Consider the following 20,006-nt stretch of genomic DNA (forward strand, 5'->3'; position numbering starts at 1 on the left):
ACAATCAGTTCGACAGATTTAAAGCACAAAGCATAGCATTTTTTAGTGGATTTGTCTTGAGTAAAGGCTGTTCAGACGGCTTGAGACCTTTGCAAAATCCCTATCTTTGACACATTTCTTCGTTGTGCGCTGCTCGAAAGCTTGCCTATCTTTACGATATGTCTGCGCTTTCTGCGCTGCTACAACTTTGAACTGTATTCAAATCTAAGGTTTTGCAAAGGTCTCGGCCTTTTACATTAATTAATAACTGTTCGGGATATGCTTGAAATACAGCATAATCAAATACCAAATCAGCGTCGCCACCGAAGCCCCCACCAATACCCACGCGCTGATTTGCGCCACTTCACGCATGGCGCGTTTCTGCTTGCGGCTGAACAGGCGGTTGATAATCAGGGCAATGATGGCAAAAAGGAAAAAGATTCGCAGCAGGCGGCCGATCATGGGGTGGCTCTTTGGTGGTTTTTTAAATAAGGCCGTCTGAAAGAAGGCAGTAAAGGAATTTTATGGTCAAGATATGTCAAAATGTTGGCTAAACGTTATAATACATTTTTTGCATGACCCTTGGAATAATCATGAATAAAAATGGATCGGTGGGCATTGTCACACCCCGAAAAATGGCATTTGAAACGCCCTTGACGCTGGCAAACGGCCGGACTTTGCCGCGTTTTGATTTGATGATTGAAACCTATGGCGAATTGAATGCGGAAAAATCCAACGCGGTATTGATTTGCCATGCGTTATCGGGCAACCATCATGTTGCCGGCTACCATACGCCTGAGGACAAATATCCCGGCTGGTGGGACAGCATGGTCGGCCCCGGTAAGCCGATTGATACCAAGCGTTTTTTTGTGGTCGGGCTGAATAATTTGGGCGGTTGCCATGGCACAACAGGGCCTTTGTCGGAAAATCCGGCTACCGGTCAAGATTACGGCGCCGATTTTCCGGTGGTGACGGTCAAAGACTGGGTGAAATCACAAGCCATGCTAGCAGATGCCTTGGGCATCGAACAATGGGCAGCGGTTGTCGGCGGCAGTTTGGGCGGTATGCAGGCCTTGCAATGGACGATTGATTTTCCCGAACGCGTGCGCCACGCTTTGGTGATTGCTTCTGCGCCAAAACTTTCCGCACAAAATATTGCGTTTAACGATGTTGCCCGCCAAGCGATTTTAACCGACCCTGATTTCAATGAAGGGCATTATGCACGCGAACAAAAAATTCCAACCCGCGGCCTGCGCATTGCCCGCATGATGGGGCATATTACTTATTTGGCCGAAGAAGGGTTGGGCAAAAAATTCGGTCGTGAGCTGCATTCAGACGGCTATCAATATGGCTACGGCGTGGAATTTGAAGTTGAATCGTATCTGCGCTATCAAGGCGATAAGTTTGCCGGTCGCTTTGATGCCAACACCTATTTATTGATGACCAAAGCCTTGGATTATTTCGATCCGGCGGCCGATTTTAATAACAATCTCAGTAAAGCGCTGCAAAATGTGCAGGCCAAATTTTTTGTAGCCAGCTTCAGCACCGACTGGCGTTTTGCACCCGAGCGCTCGAAAGAATTGGTCAAGGCGCTGATTGCCGCGCGTAAATCGGTGCAATATATCGAAGTGCAGTCCAACCACGGCCATGATGCCTTTTTGATGGAAGACGATGCCTATATCCGCGCTGTTGCCGCTTATATGAACAATGTTGCCAAGGAGATTCAATCATGAATTTACGCGATGATTTACAATTGATTTATGATTGGATTCCAGAAGGCAGCCGCGTATTGGATTTGGGCTGCGGTGACGGCGAATTGCTGGCCGCTTTGGTGGCACACAAAAACTGCAGCGGCTACGGCATTGAAATCAACACCGACAGCATCATCGCCGCCATGGCGCGCGGTGTGAACGTGATTCAGGCCGATTTGGAGCGCGGCTTGGAAGAGTTTGGTGACAATTCGTTTGATGTGATTGTGTTGAGCCAAACCATTCAGGCCATGCAGAATACCGAATTGATTTTGCAAAGCCTGATGCGCGTATCCAAACAGGCTATTGTGACCTTCCCGAATTTCGGCTATTGGCGCAACCGCATTCAAATCGCGTTGGGCGGCCATATGCCGGTGTCGGAACGCATGCCTTATCATTGGTACAATACGCCGAATATTCATTGGTGTACGCTCAAAGATTTCGATTTGCTGTGTGCAAAAAACAAAATCCGCGTGCAGGAACGCGCAGTGATGGCCGGCAGCAAGCAGGTCAAATATTTGCCGAATTTGTTGGGCAGTTTGGCGTTTTACCGCGTGGGTTGAGATGAATAGCAGGCCGTCTGAAAACATGGTTTTCAGACGGCCTTACATTCGCATTTCAAGTGCAACGCTCAAATGCCATTGGCAAGGGCTGCTGAAAACAGATCACCCGGTGTCTCATAGTCCAATGTCTTTCTCGGTCGGCGGTTAAGGGCCTCCTCAACCGCTTTAATCTTTTTAGCACCCAGTTTCCTAAAATCCGTCCCCTTTGGGAAGTATTGTCTGATCAGCCCGTTGGTATTCTCCACCAAGCCTTTTTCCCAAGAATGGTATGGACGGCAGAAGTAAGTTTCCGCACCCAGGGCTTTGGCAAAGGTTTTATGTCGGTAAAACTCTTTACCGTTATCCAAAGTAATCGTTTGAATGATATCTTTAAACGGCTTCAATGCCCGAATCACTACCCGGGCTACATCTTCTGCTTTGAAATTGCTGATTTTGCGGATAACGACAAATTTGGTTTTTCTTTCAACAGCAACCACCAGTCCGCTTTTTTGGTCTTTACCGACAATGGTGTCCATCTCGAAATCGCCGACCCGCTCTTTTTGATCGACAATGGCAGGTCTGTGTTCAATGTCGGTTCTGTCCGGTACGCTGCCTTTTGTCCATGCACCGCTGCCGTATTTTCTGCGGTAGGGTTTGGAAACGATACGCAGATGGGTGTACAGGTCGCCGCCGTTTTGACGGTCTTTGGCGAGATAGCGGTAAAGGGTGCTGTGGTGCAGTTTGATGTGTTGATGTTTCAGCAGGTAGCCGCAGACTTGTTCGGGGCTGTATTTTTGGGTAATCAGTTTGTTAACAGTCTGTTTGACGGCAGTAGTCAGTTTGGTTGGCTTTTTGTTTTTCTTTTTAACTTCGCTTTGCTGTTGTGCTTTTCGGTAACAGTAGGTTCCGTTGACGGAATGCCGTCTGATTTCCCGACTGACGGTGGCGGGATGACAACCGATGTTCTGTGCGATTTGGTTTAGGGGTAGGTTGCGGTAATGTCTGGAAATGTAGTATCTTTGGTGTGAGGTCAGTTGTGTGTAGGCCATATTGCAATCTTTCTTGTCAGGAAAGGCAGTATACTACCGCATACTGGCCTTTTCTGTTATTGGAAATTGCACTTGTTAGGCGAATGTAAGGGCCTGATGATTTCTATATTGAATTATCGGATTGAATTTAATCATAGTAATTGGTAATTTTTGAGTGTTTTGAATTTTATAAAAAATCTTGCTATTCTGAATCACAATAACAATGCCGTCTGAAAAGTTTCAGACGGCATTGTTAACTTGGTCTAAGCATTAAGACTCGCAGGAAATCTTGCTGCTTTGCAGGCTCATTTCTTTGCGTTTTTTGGCTTTTTCCCAGCGGCAGCGTTGCAATTCGGTTTTTACTTCCAGTTGCGGAATTTCAACCGTTTTGCCGTTTTCCATTGCAACCATGGTGAAATAGCAGCTGTTGGTGTGGCGGATGGCGCCGGTGCGGATGTTTTGCGCTTCGACGCGGATGCCGATTTCCATGGACGTGCAGCCGGTGTAGTTGACGCTGGCGTAGAATGTGACCAGTTCACCGATGTGAATCGGCTCTTTAAACAACACGCGGTCGCAGGAAAGGGTGACGCAATAGTATCCGCTGTAACGGCTGGCGCATGAATAGGCCACTTGGTCGAGCAAGCGCAGTAAGTCGCCGCCGTGGACGTTGCCGCTGAAGTTGGCGGTGTCGGGCATCATCAGCTCGGACATGATCAATTCGTGTGATGCTTGGCGTTGGGTATTTTCCATATGGATGACTTGTGTTTGTTATAGGTTTAATGATTATAGTAAATTAAAAGATATAATCCAATTTAATTTATAAATTTAGCTATAACCATTTTCTACGGAAGAAGAAAATTAACAGGCCGATGATGATGGTGGCCATCAAACCAAGCACGGCGTAATAGCCGTAATGCCAATGCAATTCGGGCATATTGTCGAAGTTCATGCCGTAGATGCCGGTGAGCACGGTTAATGGCATAAACATAATGGTGATGACGGTCAAGACACGCATTTGCTGGTTCATGCGGTTGGATTGGAACGACAAATACACGTCCATCATGCCGACTACCATATCGCGCGAGGCTTCCAGCGTTTCGATTAATTGCAGGTTGTGGTCGTACACGTCGCGCAGGTAAACGGTGGATCCGCCTTCGAAGATATCGTAGTCGCCACGCATGGCAAGCTGGTAAAACACGTCGCGCATGGGCAGTAGGGTGCGGCGCAGGCGTACGGCATCGCGTTTGAGGCGGTGGATGCGGCTTAACAGTGTGTCGCCGTTTTCATTTTTGAATAGGGCTTTGTCGATGGCTTCGACGCGGTTATCGTAATCTTCCAAGACGATGAAGTAGTCATCAACAATGCGGTCGAGCAGATAATAAGCCAAAAATGCGGCGTTTTTGTCCAGAACGTGATGCGGGTTGTGTCGCATAATCTGACGGAATTGGCTGAACAAACCCAACGGCTTTTGTTGGAACGACAACACAAAATCCTTACCGATGACCAGATACACTTGGTCGGAATGCAGCTTGGTGGTGCCGTAATTGTACACTTGTGCGGCGATGAAGATATAGTGGCCGTAATCTTCGATTTTTGGGCGCTGCTTACGGCTGAGAATATCTTCAATCACCAATTCGTGAATGCCGTAGGGTTGAAGCGCGTGCCTGAGCAGCTCGATATTGTTGATGCCGACAAAGTGCAGCCAATTGGTTTGCCCGACTTCAGCCGGTGTGATTTTGGGTAGCTTTTTGCCTTTGGCTAAATAATCATGTTGCGCAAAGCTGTCGGCAGTATATAAAGTTTGGTGAATGGCGGCTTTGGGCGCGTTGCTGGTGTTGCTGCGTGGGGCGGTTTGTTCGACATTGGTGTCGATGTGTTCGCCATCGGCAGTTTGAGCGGAAGGATTAATCATATTAGACAAATTAAAAAAGGCCGTCTGAAAAATGCATTATAGCTTTTCAGGCGGCCTTTGTATGATTAAACCGAAATTAATCTACTTTTTTAAAGTGACGGCGACGCTCTTGCTCGCTCAAGTGGCGTTTACGCAAGCGGATGGATTGCGGCGTAATTTCAACCAGTTCATCATCATCGATAAATTCTACCGCGCCTTCCAAAGTCAGCTTGATTGGCGTGGTCAAACGGACGGCTTCGTCAGTACCGCTTGCGCGCACGTTGGTCAGTTTTTTACCTTTTAATGGGTTCACAACCAAATCGTTATCGCGGCTGTGGATGCCGATAATCATGCCTTCGTAGATTTTTTCGCCTGGAGACACAAACATACGGCCGCGGTCTTCCAAGTTCCACAAAGCATAAGCCACGGCTTCGCCTTGCTCTTGCGAAATCAACACGCCGTTGTGACGACCCGGCATGTCGGCTTTCACCGGTGCGTAGTCATCAAAAACGTGGCTCATCAAGCCGGTACCGCGGGTCATGGTCATGAACTCGCCTTGGAAACCGATCAAACCACGCGCCGGAATGTGGTATTCCAAGCGAGTGCGGCCGTTGCCATCGCTTTCCATATTGGTCAATTCACCACGACGGCGACCCAATTCTTCCATTACCGCGCCTTGGTTGTCGTCAGGTACGTCAACAGTCAGGTTTTCATACGGCTCGCATTTTTCACCGTTGATTTCACGGTATACCACACGCGGTTTGCCGACGGCCAATTCGTAGCCTTCGCGGCGCATGTTTTCCAACAAAATGGTCAAGTGCAATTCGCCACGGCCTGAAACGCGGAAAATATCCGCATCATCGGTGTCTTCCACGCGCAAGGCAACGTTGGTCAGCAATTCTTTTTGCAAGCGGTCGCGGATTTGGCGCGAAGTCACGAATTTGCCTTCGGTGCCGGCCAATGGAGAAGTGTTCACCATAAAGTCCATGGTCAGGGTTGGTTCGTCAACGCTGAGCATAGGCAAGCCTTTAGGATTGTCTTTTTCGGTGATGGTCACGCCGATGCCGATGTCTTCGATACCGGAAATAATCACAATGTCACCGGCTTCGCCTTCTTCCAATGGCACGCGTTCTAAGCCTTTAAAGCCGAGCAATTGGTTAATACGGCCTTGGGCAACTTGGGTGTCGTGGTTCATCACGGCAACGACTTGGCCCGGTTTGATGCGGCCGTTCAAAATGCGGCCAATGCCTAAGCGACCGGTGTAGTTGTCGTAGTCGAGTTGGGAAATTTGCAGTTGCAGCGTTTCATCGGCGCTGCCGTTTGGTGCCGGTGTGTGTTTCAAAATGGTTTCAAACAGCACGCGCATGTCGTTTTCGGTGCCGTCTTCTTCCAAGCGGGCAAAGCCGCTTAAGCCGGAAGCGTACACAATCGGGAAGTCGAGTTGCTCGTCAGTCGCACCCAATGCATCGAAGAGTTCGAATGTTTGGTCGATTACCCAGCTTGGGCGCGCGCTTGGTTTGTCGATTTTGTTGATCACAACGATCGGTTTCAAACCCAAAGCCAAAGCTTTTTTGGTCACAAAACGGGTTTGCGGCATAGGGCCTTCTTGCGCATCAACCAACAACACCACGCAATCAACCATGCCCAATACGCGTTCTACTTCACCGCCGAAGTCGGCGTGTCCCGGGGTATCGACGATGTTGATGTGGTAGCCTTCGTATTCGATGGCGGTATTTTTGGCCAAGATGGTGATGCCGCGTTCTTTTTCGATGTCGCCGCTGTCCATCACGCGCTCGTCAACCTGCTGGTTGTCGCGGAAGGTGCCTGATTGGCGTAATAATTGGTCAACTAATGTGGTTTTGCCGTGGTCGACGTGTGCGATGATGGCAATATTGCGAATTTGTTTCATGGCTTGAATCGTGCCTTAATAAGATTTTTAAGATAACTCGGCATTATAGCACGATAAAATTAAAGCCGTTGGATTGGGGCGGATATTTTTCATGCTTGGGAGAGGAGGTGTTGTAGGAAATTGCCTAAAAGCAGTTGAGAATAATTCATAATTAAATTTGATGGGTTTTGTTGCTTTATTTGCTTTTATTTATGGTTAAGGAATGTAAATATATGGTTGCGTTGTAACAGATTCTTAATACCAATGGCAATAAAAAGCGATAAAAATCAGCCAATTGATTTTTTCAGACGGCCTTTTTACTTCAAGATATTTTTGATAATTGTTTGTATTTTAAATAGAAAAATTGTATTGGGCCGCAATCTTTACTACAATACACTCAATCCCAAAACCAACACATTTGCCCGAGGCGGCATTTCAAGAAAGAGGAAACACCATGCAAGGCAATCCACAAGTTATCGACTATATGAACGAATTGCTGGCCGGCGAATTGGCCGCCCGTGATCAATATTTTATCCACTCGCGTCTGTATTCAGAATGGGGTTACACCAAATTGTTCGAACGTCTGAATCACGAGATGGAAGAAGAAACCCAACACGCTGAAGACTTCATCCGCCGTATTTTGATGTTGGGCGGCACCCCGAAAATGGTTCCTGCCGCAATCAATATCGGTACCGATGTAAAAAGCTGCCTGCAAGCAGATTTAAACACCGAATACGAAGTACGCGATGCGTTGAAAAAAGGCATCAAATTGTGTGAAGAAGTTCAAGACTACGTGACCCGCGACTTGATGATTCAGCAATTGAAAGACACCGAAGAAGATCACGCTCACTGGCTGGAGCAACAATTGCGCCTGATCGAATTGATCGGTGAAGGCAATTATTACCAAAGCCAAATGTAATTGAACGAGGAGGCTATCTATGAAAGGCGACCGTTTAGTTATCCGCGAGCTGAATAAAAACTTAGGCTTGCTTTTGGTAACCATCAACCAATATTTCTTACATGCCCGTATTTTGAAAAACTGGGGCTTTGAGGATTTGGGCAAACATTTCTACAAACAATCCATCATCGAAATGAAAGCAGCCGATGATTTGATTGAGCGTATTTTGTTTTTGGAAGGTTTACCAAATCTGCAAGAATTGGGCAAATTGCTGATTGGCGAGAGCACCGAAGAAATCATCGCTTGCGATTTGACCAAAGAAAACGAAAAACACGAAGCCTTGGCTGCTGCCATTGCCTTGTGTGAAGAAAAACAAGATTACGTCAGCCGCGACTTGTTGGAAAAACAAAAAGACACCAACGAAGAGCAAATCGACTGGCTCGAAACCCAGCAGGAATTGATTGCCAAAATTGGTTTGGCAAACTACCTGCAAACCGGGGCGCAAGAGGACTAAAACACAAACCACTACCCTATATAGCGGTTCTCTTAACCCAATCAACGGCATATCTGCGAAGATATGCCGTTTTCTTTATGATTGACAATCAAAAGCCGTCTGAAAGTCATGAACTTTTCAGACGGCCTGAGACCTTTGCAAAATCCCTATCTTTGGCACATTTCTTCGTTGTGCGCTGCTCGAAAGCTTGCCTATCTTGATGATATGTCTTCACTTTCTGCGCTGCTACAACTTTGAACTGTACTTAAATCTTGGGTTTTGCAAAGGTCTCGGCCTTGTTTTAATTCAGCAAGAATTAAGCGTTTTTATCCGCTTTACCGGCCCAATAAGAAGCCAGCAGCGAGCCGGAAATATTGTGCCATACGCTAAACAGCGCGCTCGGCACAGCCACCACCGGTGCCGCAGCAAAGTGTGCCGCCGCCAAAGCTGCGCCTAAGCCGGAATTTTGCATGCCCACTTCGATGGATAAGGTTTTTTGTGCATCGTAAGGCAGTTTGCAGAATTTGCCTGCCAAAAAGCCCAGCAGATAACCGATGCCGTTGTGCAGAACCACCACACCGAAAATCAACAAGCCGCTTTCGACGATTTTGCCTTTGCTGGTGCCGACCACCGCACCGATAATCAGCGCAATCGCAATCACCGAAATCAACGGCAATACGCCGACGGCTTTTTCGGTTTGGGTTTTAAATAGCGTATGCGCAATCACACCCAATACAATCGGCAGCAATACCATTTTTAGAATCGATACAAACATCGCCGTAGCATTGATGTCGAGCAATTCGTTGGCCAGCAGCATAAAAATCATCGGTGTGAAAATCGGTGCCAGCAAGGTAGAAATTGAAGTCACCGCTACCGATAAGGCCACATTACCGCGCGCAAGATAAGTCATCACATTGGATGATGTACCGCCCGGGCAGCAGCCGACCAAAATCACACCCACAGCCACTTCAGGTGGCAGGCTAAATAATCGGGTGAGCAGATAAGCCACCAGCGGCATAATCACAAATTGCGCCACCACACCGATAATCACGGCTTTGGGATGTTGGGTGATGGTTTTGAAATCTGATGGGCTGAGCGTCAAACCCATGCCGAACATCACCACGCCGAGCAAAATCGGCACATATTGCAGCACCCATTTAAAGGTTTCAGGGGAAACAAACGCGATGATGGCGCACAAGGCTGCCCAAAAAGCAAAGGTTTTGCCAATGAAATGGCTGATTTGAGTAAGTTTATTCATGATTGTTGACAATAAAATAAAAATCGCAAGCATACACGCCTTGGCGGCAGAATGCAAAATAGGCCGAGACCTTTGCAAAATCCCTACCTTTGGCACATTTCTTCGTTGTGCGCTGCTACAACTTTGAACTGTACTCAAATCAAGGGTTTTACAAAGGTATCGGGCCGTCTGAAAACGAGTTTTCTATTTTCAGACGGCCTGTTATTCAACATTTAATCATTAGGCATGCCAAAGCTTCACCGGATTCATCGTTTGATTGGCGAGCCAATTGCGTAGCCAACGCGCAGCCGGTGCAATCTCAGCGGCCAGCATACCGATTTCGCCGATTTGGCTGTCGCGCAATACATCTGCCGCTGCCCCGTGCAGCCACACACCGGCTTGCACGGCTTCTTGTACCTCAATCCCTTGCGCCAACAAGCTGCCGATGATGCCGCTCAACACATCGCCGCTGCCTGCCGTCGCTAATCCGGCATTGCCGCTGAAGTTAGTGTAAACCTGCCCATCGGGTGTGGCGACCAAGGATTGATGGCCTTTTAATACGGTGACGGCATTGAATGTTTGACTAATCGTTTTTGCTGATTCCATGCGGTTGGCCTGAATATCGGCGGTAGTGGCTTGCAATAATCGCGCGGCTTCGGCAGGGTGCGGTGTCAGTACCAATCGGCCGTGCTGTTTGGCTGATTCGCGACTGGTCGGCGAGTGGGCGAGTAAGGTGAGCGCATCGGCATCGAGCAATAAAGGCTGGTTTTGGGTGTGTTGCAACGCCCATGTGATGATGTGTTCCGATTCTTCATGCAAACCCAAACCGCAGCCGACTGCCCATGCGCTGATGTCTGTTCGTTGGTGGAGTTGCTCTGCCGTGGCCAGCATGATTTCAGGCCGCTCGGGAATCACGGCAAAGGGCAAACCGGGTTGGTTAAATCCTGCCCAAACCTTGCCGCAGCCTTGATACATCGCCGCTGTGGCGGCCAACACAACGGCGCCGCTCATGCCTGTCGCGCCGCCGATGATGGCTAAAGTGCCGTAAGTGCCTTTGTGGGATTCGGCTTCACGCGGACGGAACACATTGGGAAATTGCGCGGCCGTCTGAAAAATTTGTTCCGGGTTAAGAATGTGATAAGGTGGATAAATCATGATGATACCGTTGGCAAATTTGGTTAAAATAGGGCAAACACAAACTTATTTCCATCTTATAAGAAAGAACACGACAATGAAACAGAAAATCAAAGTTTGGGATTTGCCTACGCGTATTTTTCACTGGACGCTGGTGTTGGCGATTGCCTTTATGTGGTACAGCGGTCAAACTGGCGGCAACTTACTGGCTTGGCATTTACGCTGCGGCCTGTTGATTTTGGCTTTGGTGGTGTTTCGTGTGTGTTGGGGTTTGTGGGGCAGCGATACGGCCAAATTCAGCCAGTTTGTGCGCGGGCCGAAACAGATTATCCGCTACCTTAAAGGCGAAATCACTGAAAACGAGCAGCCCGGCCACAATCCATTGGGGGCATTGATGGTGTTGGCTTTGTTAGGCGCGGTGTTGGTGCAAGTGACGACCGGCTTGTTTTCACCCGATGATAATACCTTTATTTACAACGGCTATTTAAACAGCTTGGTGAGCAGCAGCACTGGCGCGACCATGCGCAAAATCCACTTTGGCTTTTTCAATCTGCTGCTGATTTTGGCGGCGGTGCACATCATCACCATTTTGGCGTATAAATTTTTGAAAAAACACAATTTGATTACGCCGATGATTACCGGCTATAAAGAATTAGAAGGCAAGCTGCCATTGCTGAAATTTGCCAGTTCCGGCAAATTCATTGCGGCTTTGGCGGTGGCGGTGATTGTGGTGGCGATTGTGGCGAATATCGGTTAAATCGATGTTTCATTAACTAAAGGCCGTCTGAAAGATTTTCTTTCAGACGGCCTTTAGTTTAATTGCGTCTTTTCTGAAAAAAATCCTGTAACAAATTTCGACATTCATCTGCCAATACGCCGCCCAAAACGGCGGTGTGCTTGTTGAGCAAACTATTTTCAAACAAATTCAACACGCTGCCCGCTGCGCCGGTTTTAGGTTCGGATGCGCCGAAAATCACCCGCTTCACCCGCGCTTGAATCAGGGCGGACGCGCACATGGCGCAGGGTTCGAGCGTGATGTAGACATCACAGTCGTCAAGGCGGTAATTGCCTAATGCCGCGCCTGCTTGCGCCAATGCACGGATTTCGGCGTGGTGGCTGATGTTGTGGTCGTGCACGCAAGTATTGTGGGCAGCGGCGATGATTTGGCCGTTGTGCACCACCACCGCGCCGACGGGAATTTCACCCATTTGGGCAGACTGCTCGGCTTGCTGCAACGCCGCTTGCATAAATTCTGCTATTTCAGACGGCGTAGGGAACACGGCTACGGGCGGATGCTGCTTAATGTGTTCATTTAATGCCGCTTTTTGGGCATCGCTCAAATCGGTAGCGGCAATGCCCAACAGCAGAGCTTCGAGTTGCCATAAGGTGCTTTGGGTAACCGTGCAACCGGCGGCTTTGAGCAGTAAAAAGGCTTTGGCCGAACCAACTTCACGCAAATCGGCTAAGGTTTCGATGCCCAAGCGATTCAGCATGGCTAAGGTTTTTGGGGCGATGGGCGGAGTGCTTAATTTCATTTCAGACGGCCTGTTGATCAAAATGCTGGCGCACCAAATTCAAGGCCGTCTGAACATAATCGTCTTCGCCATAAGGATCAAGCGCGTGGGCAAAAGGGATTTTGCGCAACCAAGTGAGCTGGCGTTTGGCTAGTTGGCGCGTGGCGATGATGCCTTTTTCGACAAAGGTGTCGTAATCGGTCAGGCCGTCGAGATAATCCCATGCTTGGCGGTAGCCGACGCAGCGCATGGCGGTGGAATCGGGCGTTAATTCAGGATAGCGGCTTTTGAGCATCTGCATTTCGTCTAAAAAACCTTGTGCCAACATCTGTTCGAAGCGCTTACCGATTTGCGCGTGTAATAAGGCGCGGTTTTCGGGAATCAGCGCAATGGTGCACAAATCCAGCGGCGGCGTGTGGGCGGGTTGTTCGGCAAAATGTCGGCTTAAGGGTTTGCCGGTGAGCATGAACACTTCCAAAGCGCGTTCGATGCGTTGGCTGTCGTTGGCTTTCAGACGGCCTGCAGTTTCGGGATCGATTTCCTGTAAACGCTGATACAAATGCGCCAAACCGTGCGCGGCTTTATCGGCTTGAAGCTGAGCGCGGACAGCGGCATCGGCTTCGGGCAAATCGTTCAAACCTTCGGTCAGCGCGTGGAAATACATCATGGTGCCGCCGACAATCAAAGGCAGCTTGTCGCGCGCATGAATCTCGTTGATCAAGCGCACGCAATCGGTGACAAATTCCGCCGCGCTGTAGCTTTCCAGCGGTGAAATGATGTCGATCATATGATGCGGCACGGCGGCGCGTTCTTCAGCGGTGGGCTTGGCGCTACCGATGTCCATGTCGCGGTACACCAGCGCCGAATCCAAGCTGATGATTTCCACCGGCAGGGTTTCGGCGATTTTAAGCGCGAGGCCGGTTTTGCCGCTGGCGGTCGGGCCGAGAATGGCAAAGGCTTTGGGCGTGTTCATAAAAACGATTCAAATAATATAGAACGGTAAATTATAACAAAAAGGCCGCCTGAACGTTTTGAAGTTTCAGACGGCCTTGGCATATTAAATCTTACAACGCTTCGGTAATCTCACCGAACACGTCAAAATAAGTCGGGAAGGTTTTATGCGTGCATTTCGGGTCGTTGATGACAACCGGCACGCCCAGCAGCGACACCAGCGAGAAACACATGGCGACGCGGTGGTCGTCGTAGGTGTCGATAGCGGCATCGGCGTTTAATTGCGCCGGCGGTGTGATGTGGATGGCTTCGGCCTCTTCCACTACTTCCGCACCGAGCTTACGCAATTCATTGGCCATTGCGGCAATGCGGTCGGTTTCTTTAACGCGCCATGAACCGATATTGCGCAGGGTGCAGGGCTTGCCGCTGGCTAAGGCTATCACGGCCAAAGTCATTGCTGCATCGGGGATGTGGTTGGCATCCAAATCAAAGGCTTCTACCGCTTGATTTTCTGCGCGTGAGATTTCGATAAAATTATCGCCCCACACCACATCGGCGCCGATTTTTTCCAATTCGCGCGCAAAAGCCACGTCGCCCTGAATGCTGTTCAAACCAATGCCGGTCACGCGAATCGGTGCGCCGGAAATCAGGCCGGCACCCAAGAAATAAGACGCGCTTGAGGCATCGCCTTCGACGTGCAGAACATCGGGCGCATGGTAACGCGCATCTGCCGGAATTTTGAACACGCGGTAGTCTTCGTTGGCCACGTTCACGCCGAACTGCGCCATCAGCTTCAGCGTGATGTCGATGTAGGGCTTGGAAATCAGCTCGCCGACCATGTGGATTTCAAACGCTTCGCCGGTGAGCGGCAACGCCATCAACAGCGCGGTCAAAAATTGGCTGGATACGTTGCCTTTAATCGGAATCACGCGCGTGCCGTTGTCGGTGAAGGTGTTGATTTGCAGCGGAGGATAATGCTCGTTGCCCAAATATTGAATGTCGGCACCGGCAATGCGCAGCGCATCGACCAAATCACCAATCGGGCGTTCGTGCATACGCGGCACGCCGTGTAAATGGTAATTGCCACCCAAAACGGCTAAGGCAGCGGTTAATGGGCGGAATGCGGTGCCGGCATTACCCAAAAATAAATCGGCTTCGCGATTAGGGAACGCACCGCCTGTACCGTGTACTTTCAGACGGCCTGTTTCTAAGCATTCAATTTTTACGCCCAGTTTGTCTAAGGCTTCAAGCATGCGGTCGGTGTCGTCGGATTTGAGCAGCGAGCGGATTTCGCAGACATTGTCGGACAACGCGGTCAGCAGCAACGTGCGGTTGCTGATGCTTTTTGAGCCGGGCAGGGCAACGGTGGAGGGTTTGAGGCGGGAAGCGGGTAAGCGGATGGATTCAGTCATGATGTTGAGAATGAAAATAGTGGGCTAACAGAATAAACGCATTATACACAGTTCGCCTTGATTACGGATAAGCATTCTGCAAGGCTGATGTGGATTTGCGCTATTTTAATGAAGCTGAATCCATGTTCAGACGGCCTTGTATTAGAAAATAGCTCAATCGCGCATGAAAATGGCGCAACTTGGATAAATAAAAATATAAATGATTGGGTGTGGCCAAGATTAAAAAGGCCGTCTGAAAGTTATTGGCTTTCAGACGGCCTGAGGCCTTTGCAAAATCTTCATCTTTGGCACATTTCTTCGTTATGCGCTGCTCGAAAGCTTGCCTATCTAAGTGATATGCCTGCGCTTTCGGTGCTGCTCTAACTTTGAACTATACTCAAATCTGAAGTTTTGCAAAGGTCTCAGCCTATCTATTGATTGATATTGCGCTTAGCCTACTTTGGCTAAGGCATCGGCAAATGAAGCAACGGTGCGGTCGATGTTTTGTAGCTTATCCAAGCCGAACAAGCCTAAGCGGAAGGTTTGGAAATCGCTGCGCTCGCCCACTTGCAGCGGTACACCCGAAGCAATTTGCAGGCCTTGTGCGATAAAGGCTTTGCCGTTTTGAATATCGGGATTGTCGGTGTAGGCCACCACTACGCCCGGTGCTTCAAAACCTTCAGCAGCCACGCTCGGAAAGCCGCGTCCGGCCAATAAACGGCGGATTTTGTTGCCTAATTCAGTTTGGCGGTCGCGTAGGGTTTCAAAACCGATGGCTTCGGCTTCGCGGATGACTTCGCTCAAGCGGAACAAGCCGTCGGTCGGCATGGTGGCGTGATAAGCATGGCCGCCGTTTTCAAAGGCTTCCATGATTTGCAGCCATTTTTTCAAGTCCACAGCAAAGCTGTCGGACTGGGTTTCTTGCGCTTTTTGGTAGGCGGCTTCGTTCAACATCACCAAACCGGCACACGGCGAGCCGCTCCAGCCTTTTTGCGGTGCGGAAATCAACACGTCGATGCCGAGCTTTTCCATATCCAGCCACATGCAGCCAGAAGCAATGCAGTCAATCACCAGCAAGCCGCCGACTTCATGCGTGGCTTCGGCTAAACGGGCGATGTAGTCGTCGGGCAGGATAATGCCGGATGCGGTTTCAACGTGCGGCGCAAACACCACGGCTGGACGGTATGCGGCGATTTCGGCGCATACTTCGTCAATCGGTGCGGGCGCAAAAGGCGCTTGGTATTCGTCGGCTTGGCGGGCAGTCAAGACTTTGATGTCGTCGGTGATGCGGCCTTGCTCAATGATTTGCGTCCAACGGTAGCTGAAAAAGCCGTTGCGCACAATCAGGCATTTTTGGTCGCGGGCAAATTGGCGAGCCACGGCTTCCATGCCGGTGGTGCCGCTGCCGGGAATCACGGCAACGTGCTGGGCGTGGTAAACAGATTTTAAGGTGGCGGAAATATAGCGTAAGGCCGTCTGAAATTTTTGCGACATGTGGTTTAAAGCGCGGTCGGTATAAACCACCGAATATTCCAGCAGGCCGTCTGAATCGATTTCCGGGCGAGGCAATTGGGCGGACATGGCGTTTCTCCTTGCGTTGTAGTTGGATGTTGTGCGGAAATCATATCATTTAAAAAAGGCAAATAAAAGGCCGAAACCTTTGCGAAACGCTTTTGAAAGTCAGTGTAAACAAAAATGAAGCTAATGACGGCATTTTTGGTTTTATTAATGATTCATCAGTCTTGCAAAAGTTTCAGGCCGTCTGAATTTGATTTTTAGACGGCCTTTAAAAAATACCAAAGCGAAGAGTGAATAAATTTGATTGGTTTTGAATATTTTAAGATTTTGAAATTATTATATATTTGAGCAAATTATCAGTAAAACTAATCGAAATTATCAAAAAAGAAAATTAGCCAAACTGCATGCTTGCGTTTTTAATGGCGTCAACGACAGGCACTTGCCGATAGTGTCAGACGAGGTTTCGGGTTAACAACTTGCGTGTGTCGCAAACTTAAGCGGTATGGCTTTGAAGACGGTCATACCGCTCTTTTTTTGTATTGACTATGCTTTTAAAGGCCGTCTGAATCTTTCAGACGGCCTTACATTCGCATTTCAAGTGCAACGCTCAAATGCCATTGGCAAGGGCTGCTGAAAACAGATCACCCGGTGTCTCATAGTCCAATGTCTTTCTCGGTCGGCGGTTAAGGGCCTCCTCAACCGCTTTAATCTTTTTAGCACCCAGTTTCCTAAAATCCGTCCCCCTTGGGAAGTATTGTCTGATCAGCCCGTTGGTATTCTCCACCAAGCCTTTTTCCCAAGAATGGTATGGACGGCAGAAGTAAGTTTCCGCACCCAGGGCTTTGGCAAAGGTTTTATGTCGGTAAAACTCTTTACCGTTATCCAAAGTAATCGTTTGAATGATATCTTTAAACGGCTTCAATGCCCGAATCACTACCCGGGCTACATCTTCTGCTTTGAAATTGCTGATTTTGCGGATAACGACAAATTTGGTTTTTCTTTCAACAGCAACCACCAGTCCGCTTTTTTGATCTTTACCGACAATGGTGTCCATCTCGAAATCGCCGACCCGCTCTTTTTGATCGACAATGGCAGGTCTGTGTTCAATGTCGGTTCTGTCCGGTACGCTGCCTTTTGTCCATGCGCCGCTGCCGTATTTTCTGCGGTAGGGTTTGGAAACGATACGCAGATGGGTGTACAGGTCGCCGCCGTTTTGACGGTCTTTGGCGAGATAGCGGTAAAGGGTGCTGTGGTGCAGTTTGATGTGTTGATGTTTCAGCAGGTAGCCGCAGACTTGTTCGGGGCTGTATTTTTGGGTAATCAGTTTGTTAACAGTCTGTTTGACGGCAGTAGTCAGTTTGATTGGCTTTTTGTTTTTCTTTTTAACTTCGCTTTGCTGTTGTGCTTTTCGGTAACAGTAGGTGCCGTTGACGGAATGCCGTCTGATTTCCCGACTGACGGTGGCGGGATGACAACCGATGTTCTGTGCGATTTGGTTTAGGGGTAGGTTGCGGTAATGTCTGGAAATGTAGTATCTTTGGTGTGAGGTCAGTTGTGTGTAGGCCATATTGCAATCTTTCTTGTCAGGAAAGGCAGTATACTACCGCATACTGGCCTTTTCTGTTATTGGAAATTGCACTTGTTAGGCGAATGTAAGTGTGGCAGTTCCTGCACCAAAAGAAAATGAAGTACAAATCCAAATCCACGCCATTGGTTTAAACCGTGCCGAAATGATGTACCGAGAAGGGGCGTATGTGATTGACCCTGTATTCCCTGCGATTTTGGGCTACGAAGGGGCAGGCGTGGTAACAGCGATTGGCAATGGCGTGAGCGAATTTGCCATTGGCGATAAGGTCAGCATTATTCCGTCTTTTATGTTTACTGAATACGGCACTTATGGCGAGATTGTTAATATGCCCAAACACGCAGTCGTCAAGCACCCTGACACGCTGACAATGGAACAAGCGTCCGCCAGTTGGATGGCGTTTGTTACCGCTTATGGCGGACTGATTGAGTTTGGCAAAATACAAAAAGGCGATGTGGTGCTGCTGGGCGGTGCAACCAGTTCGGTTGGTTTAGCCAGTATCCAAATCGCCAAAATGCAAGGGGCAACCGTGATTGCCTTATCTCGCACCCACGCCAAAGGCGATGTGCTTTTGGAAAAAGGAGCGGATTTTGTGATTGTCACAAGCGAAGACGATGTAACCGCCCAACTTCTTAAAATCACAAATGGCAAAGGCGTGAATGTGGTGTTTGACCCTGTGGGCGGGCAAGGGGCATCGCACATTTTTCAGGGAATGGCACAAGACGGTCGCTACATCATTTACGGAGCATTAAGCCACGATGACATTGCCGTGCCTGTGTTCCCGATTTTGGGCAAACATTTGACGGTGCGGGGTTATGAACTCTTTGAAATCACCACCGTGCCTGAAAAACTCGCCAAAGCCAAACAATTTGTCTATGACGGCTTGGCAAGCGGTCAGTTACACCCAGAAATTGACAAAATCTTTGCCTTTGATGAAATGGTCAAAGCCCACGAATATATGGCAAGCAATCAATAGATTGGTAAGATTGTGGTTAAGGTTTGATTGTTTTTTAAATGAAATAAAATGCCGTTTGAAAATTTTCAGACGGCATTTTTGTTTTCAGGCTGCCTGAAAAATATTCCGCTACTCTTTTTCTTTAATACCTTGAATAATCTGACACTTATCAACAGTTTTATTTTCACAACCCACAAATTGCATTAAAAAAGTTTTAACTTGTTGTAGTTCTGTGATTTGTTCGTCCAAATATGCCAAATGTTGCTCGGCAAGTGCATCGATTTCATTGCATTGTTTGTTAGGCGTTTGTTGTAATTGCAACAGCGTTTTGATGTTACTTAAAGAAAAACCGATATTACGGCAAGTTTTAATAAAGCGTAATTGTTCTAACTGATTTTCATCAAACACACGATAGCCATTTTGTTGATGTGTAGGGGTGATTAAGCCTTGTTTTTCATAATAACGAATGGTTTCCAAATGTACGCCTGTTTGTTCACTGGCTTGTTTTATTTTAAAAAAATTTGACATTTTGGCTTGACCCTGTAATGACTACGGAGTTTATAGTATAGCAAATTTCATCTCAAAACAGGAGCAAAAAAATGGCGTGCCAAAATTGTTGCACTTCAAATCAGCCCATTCATCAATCGTCCAAGTACAAAAAAGCCTTGTGGATTGTCTTGATATTAAATTTATCAATGTTTTTTGTGGAAATTGTGATGGGGGTTAAATCGGGTTCAATTTCGCTGTTGTCGGACAGTTTGGATTTCTTGGGCGACAGTGCCAATTATTTGATAAGTTTGATTGTTTTGCCAATGGCGTTAAGTTACCGTGCCAAAGCGTCTATGGTTAAGGGGCTAACGATGGGCGGTTTTGGTTTATTTATTTTAATGACGACCATTTATCGTGTGTTTTATGGGGAAATGCCCAGTTATTCTGAAATGAGTATTGTGGGATTTTTGGCGTTATTGGTCAATGTGTCGGCATTGTTGATATTATTAAAATTTCGTGATGGCGACAGCAATGTCCGCAGTGTGTGGGTGTGTTCCCGAAACGATGCGATTGGTAATGTGGCGGTAATTTTGGCGGGTATGGCAGTTTATTTTTTTCAATCAAAATATCCTGATTTAATTGTGGCGTTTGTTTTGGCATTTTTGGCGTTACAAGCCAGCCAAGAAATCATCAAAAGGGCTTGGGCGGAATTAAAAGTCAGTTAATTTAAAACACCGTTTGGATTGATGTTCAAGCGGTGTTTTT

The 20,006-nt window shown here is 48.1% G+C and carries 20 protein-coding genes; 7 read left to right on the top strand and 13 right to left on the bottom strand.

The annotated features are described in order from the left end of the window. Positions 1-240: 240 nt before the first annotated feature. The gene (locus GJV52_RS11000; RefSeq protein ID WP_100564435.1) at positions 241-441 is read right to left on the bottom strand and encodes a protein MIGRI; all 201 of its coding nucleotides are present in this window, start codon (positions 439-441) and stop codon (positions 241-243) included. A gap of 131 nt (positions 442-572) precedes the next feature. Here GJV52_RS11000 and metX point away from each other — a divergent pair, with 131 nt between their 5' ends. Then, positions 573-1,712, top strand: coding sequence for a homoserine O-succinyltransferase MetX (gene metX / locus GJV52_RS11005; protein WP_100564437.1), 1,140 nt, complete (start codon positions 573-575; stop codon positions 1,710-1,712). Next, positions 1,709-2,290: a methionine biosynthesis protein MetW gene (gene metW, locus GJV52_RS11010; RefSeq protein WP_095503138.1), complete on the top strand. Its 582-nt coding sequence runs from the start codon at positions 1,709-1,711 to the stop codon at positions 2,288-2,290. The genes metX and metW overlap by 4 nt, the downstream gene beginning before the upstream one ends. Positions 2,291-2,358: 68 nt before the next feature. Here the strand turns inward: metW and GJV52_RS11015 are convergent, their stop codons facing one another. From GJV52_RS11015 to typA, 4 genes are all read right to left on the bottom strand, one after another. Next, the gene (locus GJV52_RS11015; protein ID WP_154143172.1) at positions 2,359-3,318 is read right to left on the bottom strand and encodes an IS30 family transposase; all 960 of its coding nucleotides are present in this window, start codon (positions 3,316-3,318) and stop codon (positions 2,359-2,361) included. A gap of 249 nt (positions 3,319-3,567) precedes the next feature. Continuing rightward, positions 3,568-4,047 carry an acyl-CoA thioesterase gene (locus tag GJV52_RS11020; protein WP_095503137.1) on the bottom strand — a complete coding sequence of 160 codons (480 nt, stop codon included), beginning with the start codon at positions 4,045-4,047 and terminating at the stop codon, positions 3,568-3,570. A gap of 79 nt (positions 4,048-4,126) precedes the next feature. Continuing rightward, entirely contained in the window at positions 4,127-5,209 is a 1,083-nt protein-coding gene (gene corA / locus GJV52_RS11025; RefSeq protein ID WP_100564369.1) for a magnesium/cobalt transporter CorA, read from the bottom strand. A gap of 76 nt (positions 5,210-5,285) precedes the next feature. Beyond that, positions 5,286-7,097 (bottom strand): translational GTPase TypA, encoded by a 1,812-nt coding sequence (gene typA / locus GJV52_RS11030; RefSeq protein WP_095503135.1) that lies wholly within the window; start codon positions 7,095-7,097, stop codon positions 5,286-5,288. A gap of 433 nt (positions 7,098-7,530) precedes the next feature. On the opposite strand from typA, the gene bfr (GJV52_RS11035) reads away from it, so the two are divergent. Both bfr (GJV52_RS11035) and bfr (GJV52_RS11040) read left to right on the top strand, forming a co-directional pair. Beyond that, positions 7,531-7,995 carry a bacterioferritin gene (gene bfr, locus GJV52_RS11035; protein WP_100564371.1) on the top strand — a complete coding sequence of 155 codons (465 nt, stop codon included), beginning with the start codon at positions 7,531-7,533 and terminating at the stop codon, positions 7,993-7,995. 19 nt (positions 7,996-8,014) lie between these two features. Further along, positions 8,015-8,488: a bacterioferritin gene (bfr, locus tag GJV52_RS11040; RefSeq protein WP_095503133.1), complete on the top strand. Its 474-nt coding sequence runs from the start codon at positions 8,015-8,017 to the stop codon at positions 8,486-8,488. Positions 8,489-8,783: 295 nt separating this feature from the next. On the opposite strand, the gene GJV52_RS11045 is transcribed toward bfr (GJV52_RS11040), so the two are convergent. Together GJV52_RS11045 and GJV52_RS11050 are read right to left on the bottom strand one after the other, a co-directional pair. Next, positions 8,784-9,725, bottom strand: coding sequence for a bile acid:sodium symporter family protein (locus tag GJV52_RS11045; RefSeq protein WP_100564385.1), 942 nt, complete (start codon positions 9,723-9,725; stop codon positions 8,784-8,786). A gap of 219 nt (positions 9,726-9,944) precedes the next feature. Continuing rightward, positions 9,945-10,859: an NAD(P)H-hydrate dehydratase gene (locus tag GJV52_RS11050; protein WP_100564373.1), complete on the bottom strand. Its 915-nt coding sequence runs from the start codon at positions 10,857-10,859 to the stop codon at positions 9,945-9,947. A 76-nt stretch (positions 10,860-10,935) separates the two neighbouring features. Here GJV52_RS11050 and GJV52_RS11055 point away from each other — a divergent pair, with 76 nt between their 5' ends. Beyond that, entirely contained in the window at positions 10,936-11,595 is a 660-nt protein-coding gene (locus tag GJV52_RS11055; protein ID WP_095503208.1) for a cytochrome b/b6 domain-containing protein, read from the top strand. A 58-nt stretch (positions 11,596-11,653) separates the two neighbouring features. Here the strand turns inward: GJV52_RS11055 and tadA are convergent, their stop codons facing one another. From tadA to GJV52_RS11085, 5 genes are all read right to left on the bottom strand, one after another. Then, positions 11,654-12,373, bottom strand: coding sequence for a tRNA adenosine(34) deaminase TadA (gene tadA, locus GJV52_RS11060; RefSeq protein ID WP_100564375.1), 720 nt, complete (start codon positions 12,371-12,373; stop codon positions 11,654-11,656). Between the two features lies 1 nt (position 12,374). Then, the gene (gene miaA / locus GJV52_RS11065) at positions 12,375-13,325 is read right to left on the bottom strand and encodes a tRNA (adenosine(37)-N6)-dimethylallyltransferase MiaA (RefSeq protein WP_100564377.1); all 951 of its coding nucleotides are present in this window, start codon (positions 13,323-13,325) and stop codon (positions 12,375-12,377) included. A gap of 91 nt (positions 13,326-13,416) precedes the next feature. After that, entirely contained in the window at positions 13,417-14,715 is a 1,299-nt protein-coding gene (gene aroA, locus GJV52_RS11070; protein WP_100564379.1) for a 3-phosphoshikimate 1-carboxyvinyltransferase, read from the bottom strand. 429 nt (positions 14,716-15,144) lie between these two features. Further along, positions 15,145-16,275, bottom strand: coding sequence for an aminotransferase class V-fold PLP-dependent enzyme (locus tag GJV52_RS11080; RefSeq protein ID WP_100564383.1), 1,131 nt, complete (start codon positions 16,273-16,275; stop codon positions 15,145-15,147). A gap of 544 nt (positions 16,276-16,819) precedes the next feature. Next, positions 16,820-17,779 (bottom strand): IS30 family transposase, encoded by a 960-nt coding sequence (locus tag GJV52_RS11085; protein ID WP_154212901.1) that lies wholly within the window; start codon positions 17,777-17,779, stop codon positions 16,820-16,822. Between the two features lie 91 nt (positions 17,780-17,870). Between GJV52_RS11085 and GJV52_RS11090 the strand changes: the two genes are divergently transcribed. Continuing rightward, positions 17,871-18,773 carry a zinc-dependent alcohol dehydrogenase family protein gene (locus tag GJV52_RS11090; protein ID WP_095503800.1) on the top strand — a complete coding sequence of 301 codons (903 nt, stop codon included), beginning with the start codon at positions 17,871-17,873 and terminating at the stop codon, positions 18,771-18,773. A 108-nt stretch (positions 18,774-18,881) separates the two neighbouring features. Here the strand turns inward: GJV52_RS11090 and GJV52_RS11095 are convergent, their stop codons facing one another. Further along, on the bottom strand, positions 18,882-19,280 hold the full coding sequence (locus GJV52_RS11095) for a Cd(II)/Pb(II)-responsive transcriptional regulator (RefSeq protein ID WP_100564409.1): 399 nt from the start codon (positions 19,278-19,280) through the stop codon (positions 18,882-18,884). Between the two features lie 71 nt (positions 19,281-19,351). Here GJV52_RS11095 and GJV52_RS11100 point away from each other — a divergent pair, with 71 nt between their 5' ends. After that, a complete protein-coding gene (locus GJV52_RS11100; RefSeq protein WP_100564411.1) occupies positions 19,352-19,966 on the top strand; it encodes a cation diffusion facilitator family transporter in 615 nt (204 codons plus the stop codon). The last annotated feature ends 40 nt before the right edge of the window (positions 19,967-20,006 follow it).

The organism is Neisseria brasiliensis, from assembly GCF_009671065.1.
GTDB classification, from domain to species: Bacteria; Pseudomonadota; Gammaproteobacteria; order Burkholderiales; family Neisseriaceae; genus Neisseria; species Neisseria brasiliensis.

What these genes read in the sequence shown, in the direction of transcription:
- bfr (WP_095503133.1), top strand. Translation starts at nt 8,015, where the DNA reads ATGAAAGGCGACCGTTTAGTTATCCGCGAGCTGAATAAAAACTTAGGC.
- metW (WP_095503138.1), top strand. Translation starts at nt 1,709, where the DNA reads ATGAATTTACGCGATGATTTACAATTGATTTATGATTGGATTCCAGAA.
- GJV52_RS11015 (WP_154143172.1), bottom strand. Translation starts at nt 3,318, where the DNA reads ATGGCCTACACACAACTGACCTCACACCAAAGATACTACATTTCCAGA.
- GJV52_RS11095 (WP_100564409.1), bottom strand. Translation starts at nt 19,280, where the DNA reads ATGTCAAATTTTTTTAAAATAAAACAAGCCAGTGAACAAACAGGCGTA.
- aroA (WP_100564379.1), bottom strand. Translation starts at nt 14,715, where the DNA reads ATGACTGAATCCATCCGCTTACCCGCTTCCCGCCTCAAACCCTCCACC.
- typA (WP_095503135.1), bottom strand. Translation starts at nt 7,097, where the DNA reads ATGAAACAAATTCGCAATATTGCCATCATCGCACACGTCGACCACGGC.
- corA (WP_100564369.1), bottom strand. Translation starts at nt 5,209, where the DNA reads ATGATTAATCCTTCCGCTCAAACTGCCGATGGCGAACACATCGACACC.
- metX (WP_100564437.1), top strand. Translation starts at nt 573, where the DNA reads ATGAATAAAAATGGATCGGTGGGCATTGTCACACCCCGAAAAATGGCA.
- GJV52_RS11100 (WP_100564411.1), top strand. Translation starts at nt 19,352, where the DNA reads ATGGCGTGCCAAAATTGTTGCACTTCAAATCAGCCCATTCATCAATCG.
- GJV52_RS11050 (WP_100564373.1), bottom strand. Translation starts at nt 10,859, where the DNA reads ATGATTTATCCACCTTATCACATTCTTAACCCGGAACAAATTTTTCAG.
- GJV52_RS11080 (WP_100564383.1), bottom strand. Translation starts at nt 16,275, where the DNA reads ATGTCCGCCCAATTGCCTCGCCCGGAAATCGATTCAGACGGCCTGCTG.
- GJV52_RS11000 (WP_100564435.1), bottom strand. Translation starts at nt 441, where the DNA reads ATGATCGGCCGCCTGCTGCGAATCTTTTTCCTTTTTGCCATCATTGCC.
- miaA (WP_100564377.1), bottom strand. Translation starts at nt 13,325, where the DNA reads ATGAACACGCCCAAAGCCTTTGCCATTCTCGGCCCGACCGCCAGCGGC.
- tadA (WP_100564375.1), bottom strand. Translation starts at nt 12,373, where the DNA reads ATGAAATTAAGCACTCCGCCCATCGCCCCAAAAACCTTAGCCATGCTG.
- GJV52_RS11045 (WP_100564385.1), bottom strand. Translation starts at nt 9,725, where the DNA reads ATGAATAAACTTACTCAAATCAGCCATTTCATTGGCAAAACCTTTGCT.
- GJV52_RS11085 (WP_154212901.1), bottom strand. Translation starts at nt 17,779, where the DNA reads ATGGCCTACACACAACTGACCTCACACCAAAGATACTACATTTCCAGA.
- bfr (WP_100564371.1), top strand. Translation starts at nt 7,531, where the DNA reads ATGCAAGGCAATCCACAAGTTATCGACTATATGAACGAATTGCTGGCC.
- GJV52_RS11020 (WP_095503137.1), bottom strand. Translation starts at nt 4,047, where the DNA reads ATGGAAAATACCCAACGCCAAGCATCACACGAATTGATCATGTCCGAG.
- GJV52_RS11055 (WP_095503208.1), top strand. Translation starts at nt 10,936, where the DNA reads ATGAAACAGAAAATCAAAGTTTGGGATTTGCCTACGCGTATTTTTCAC.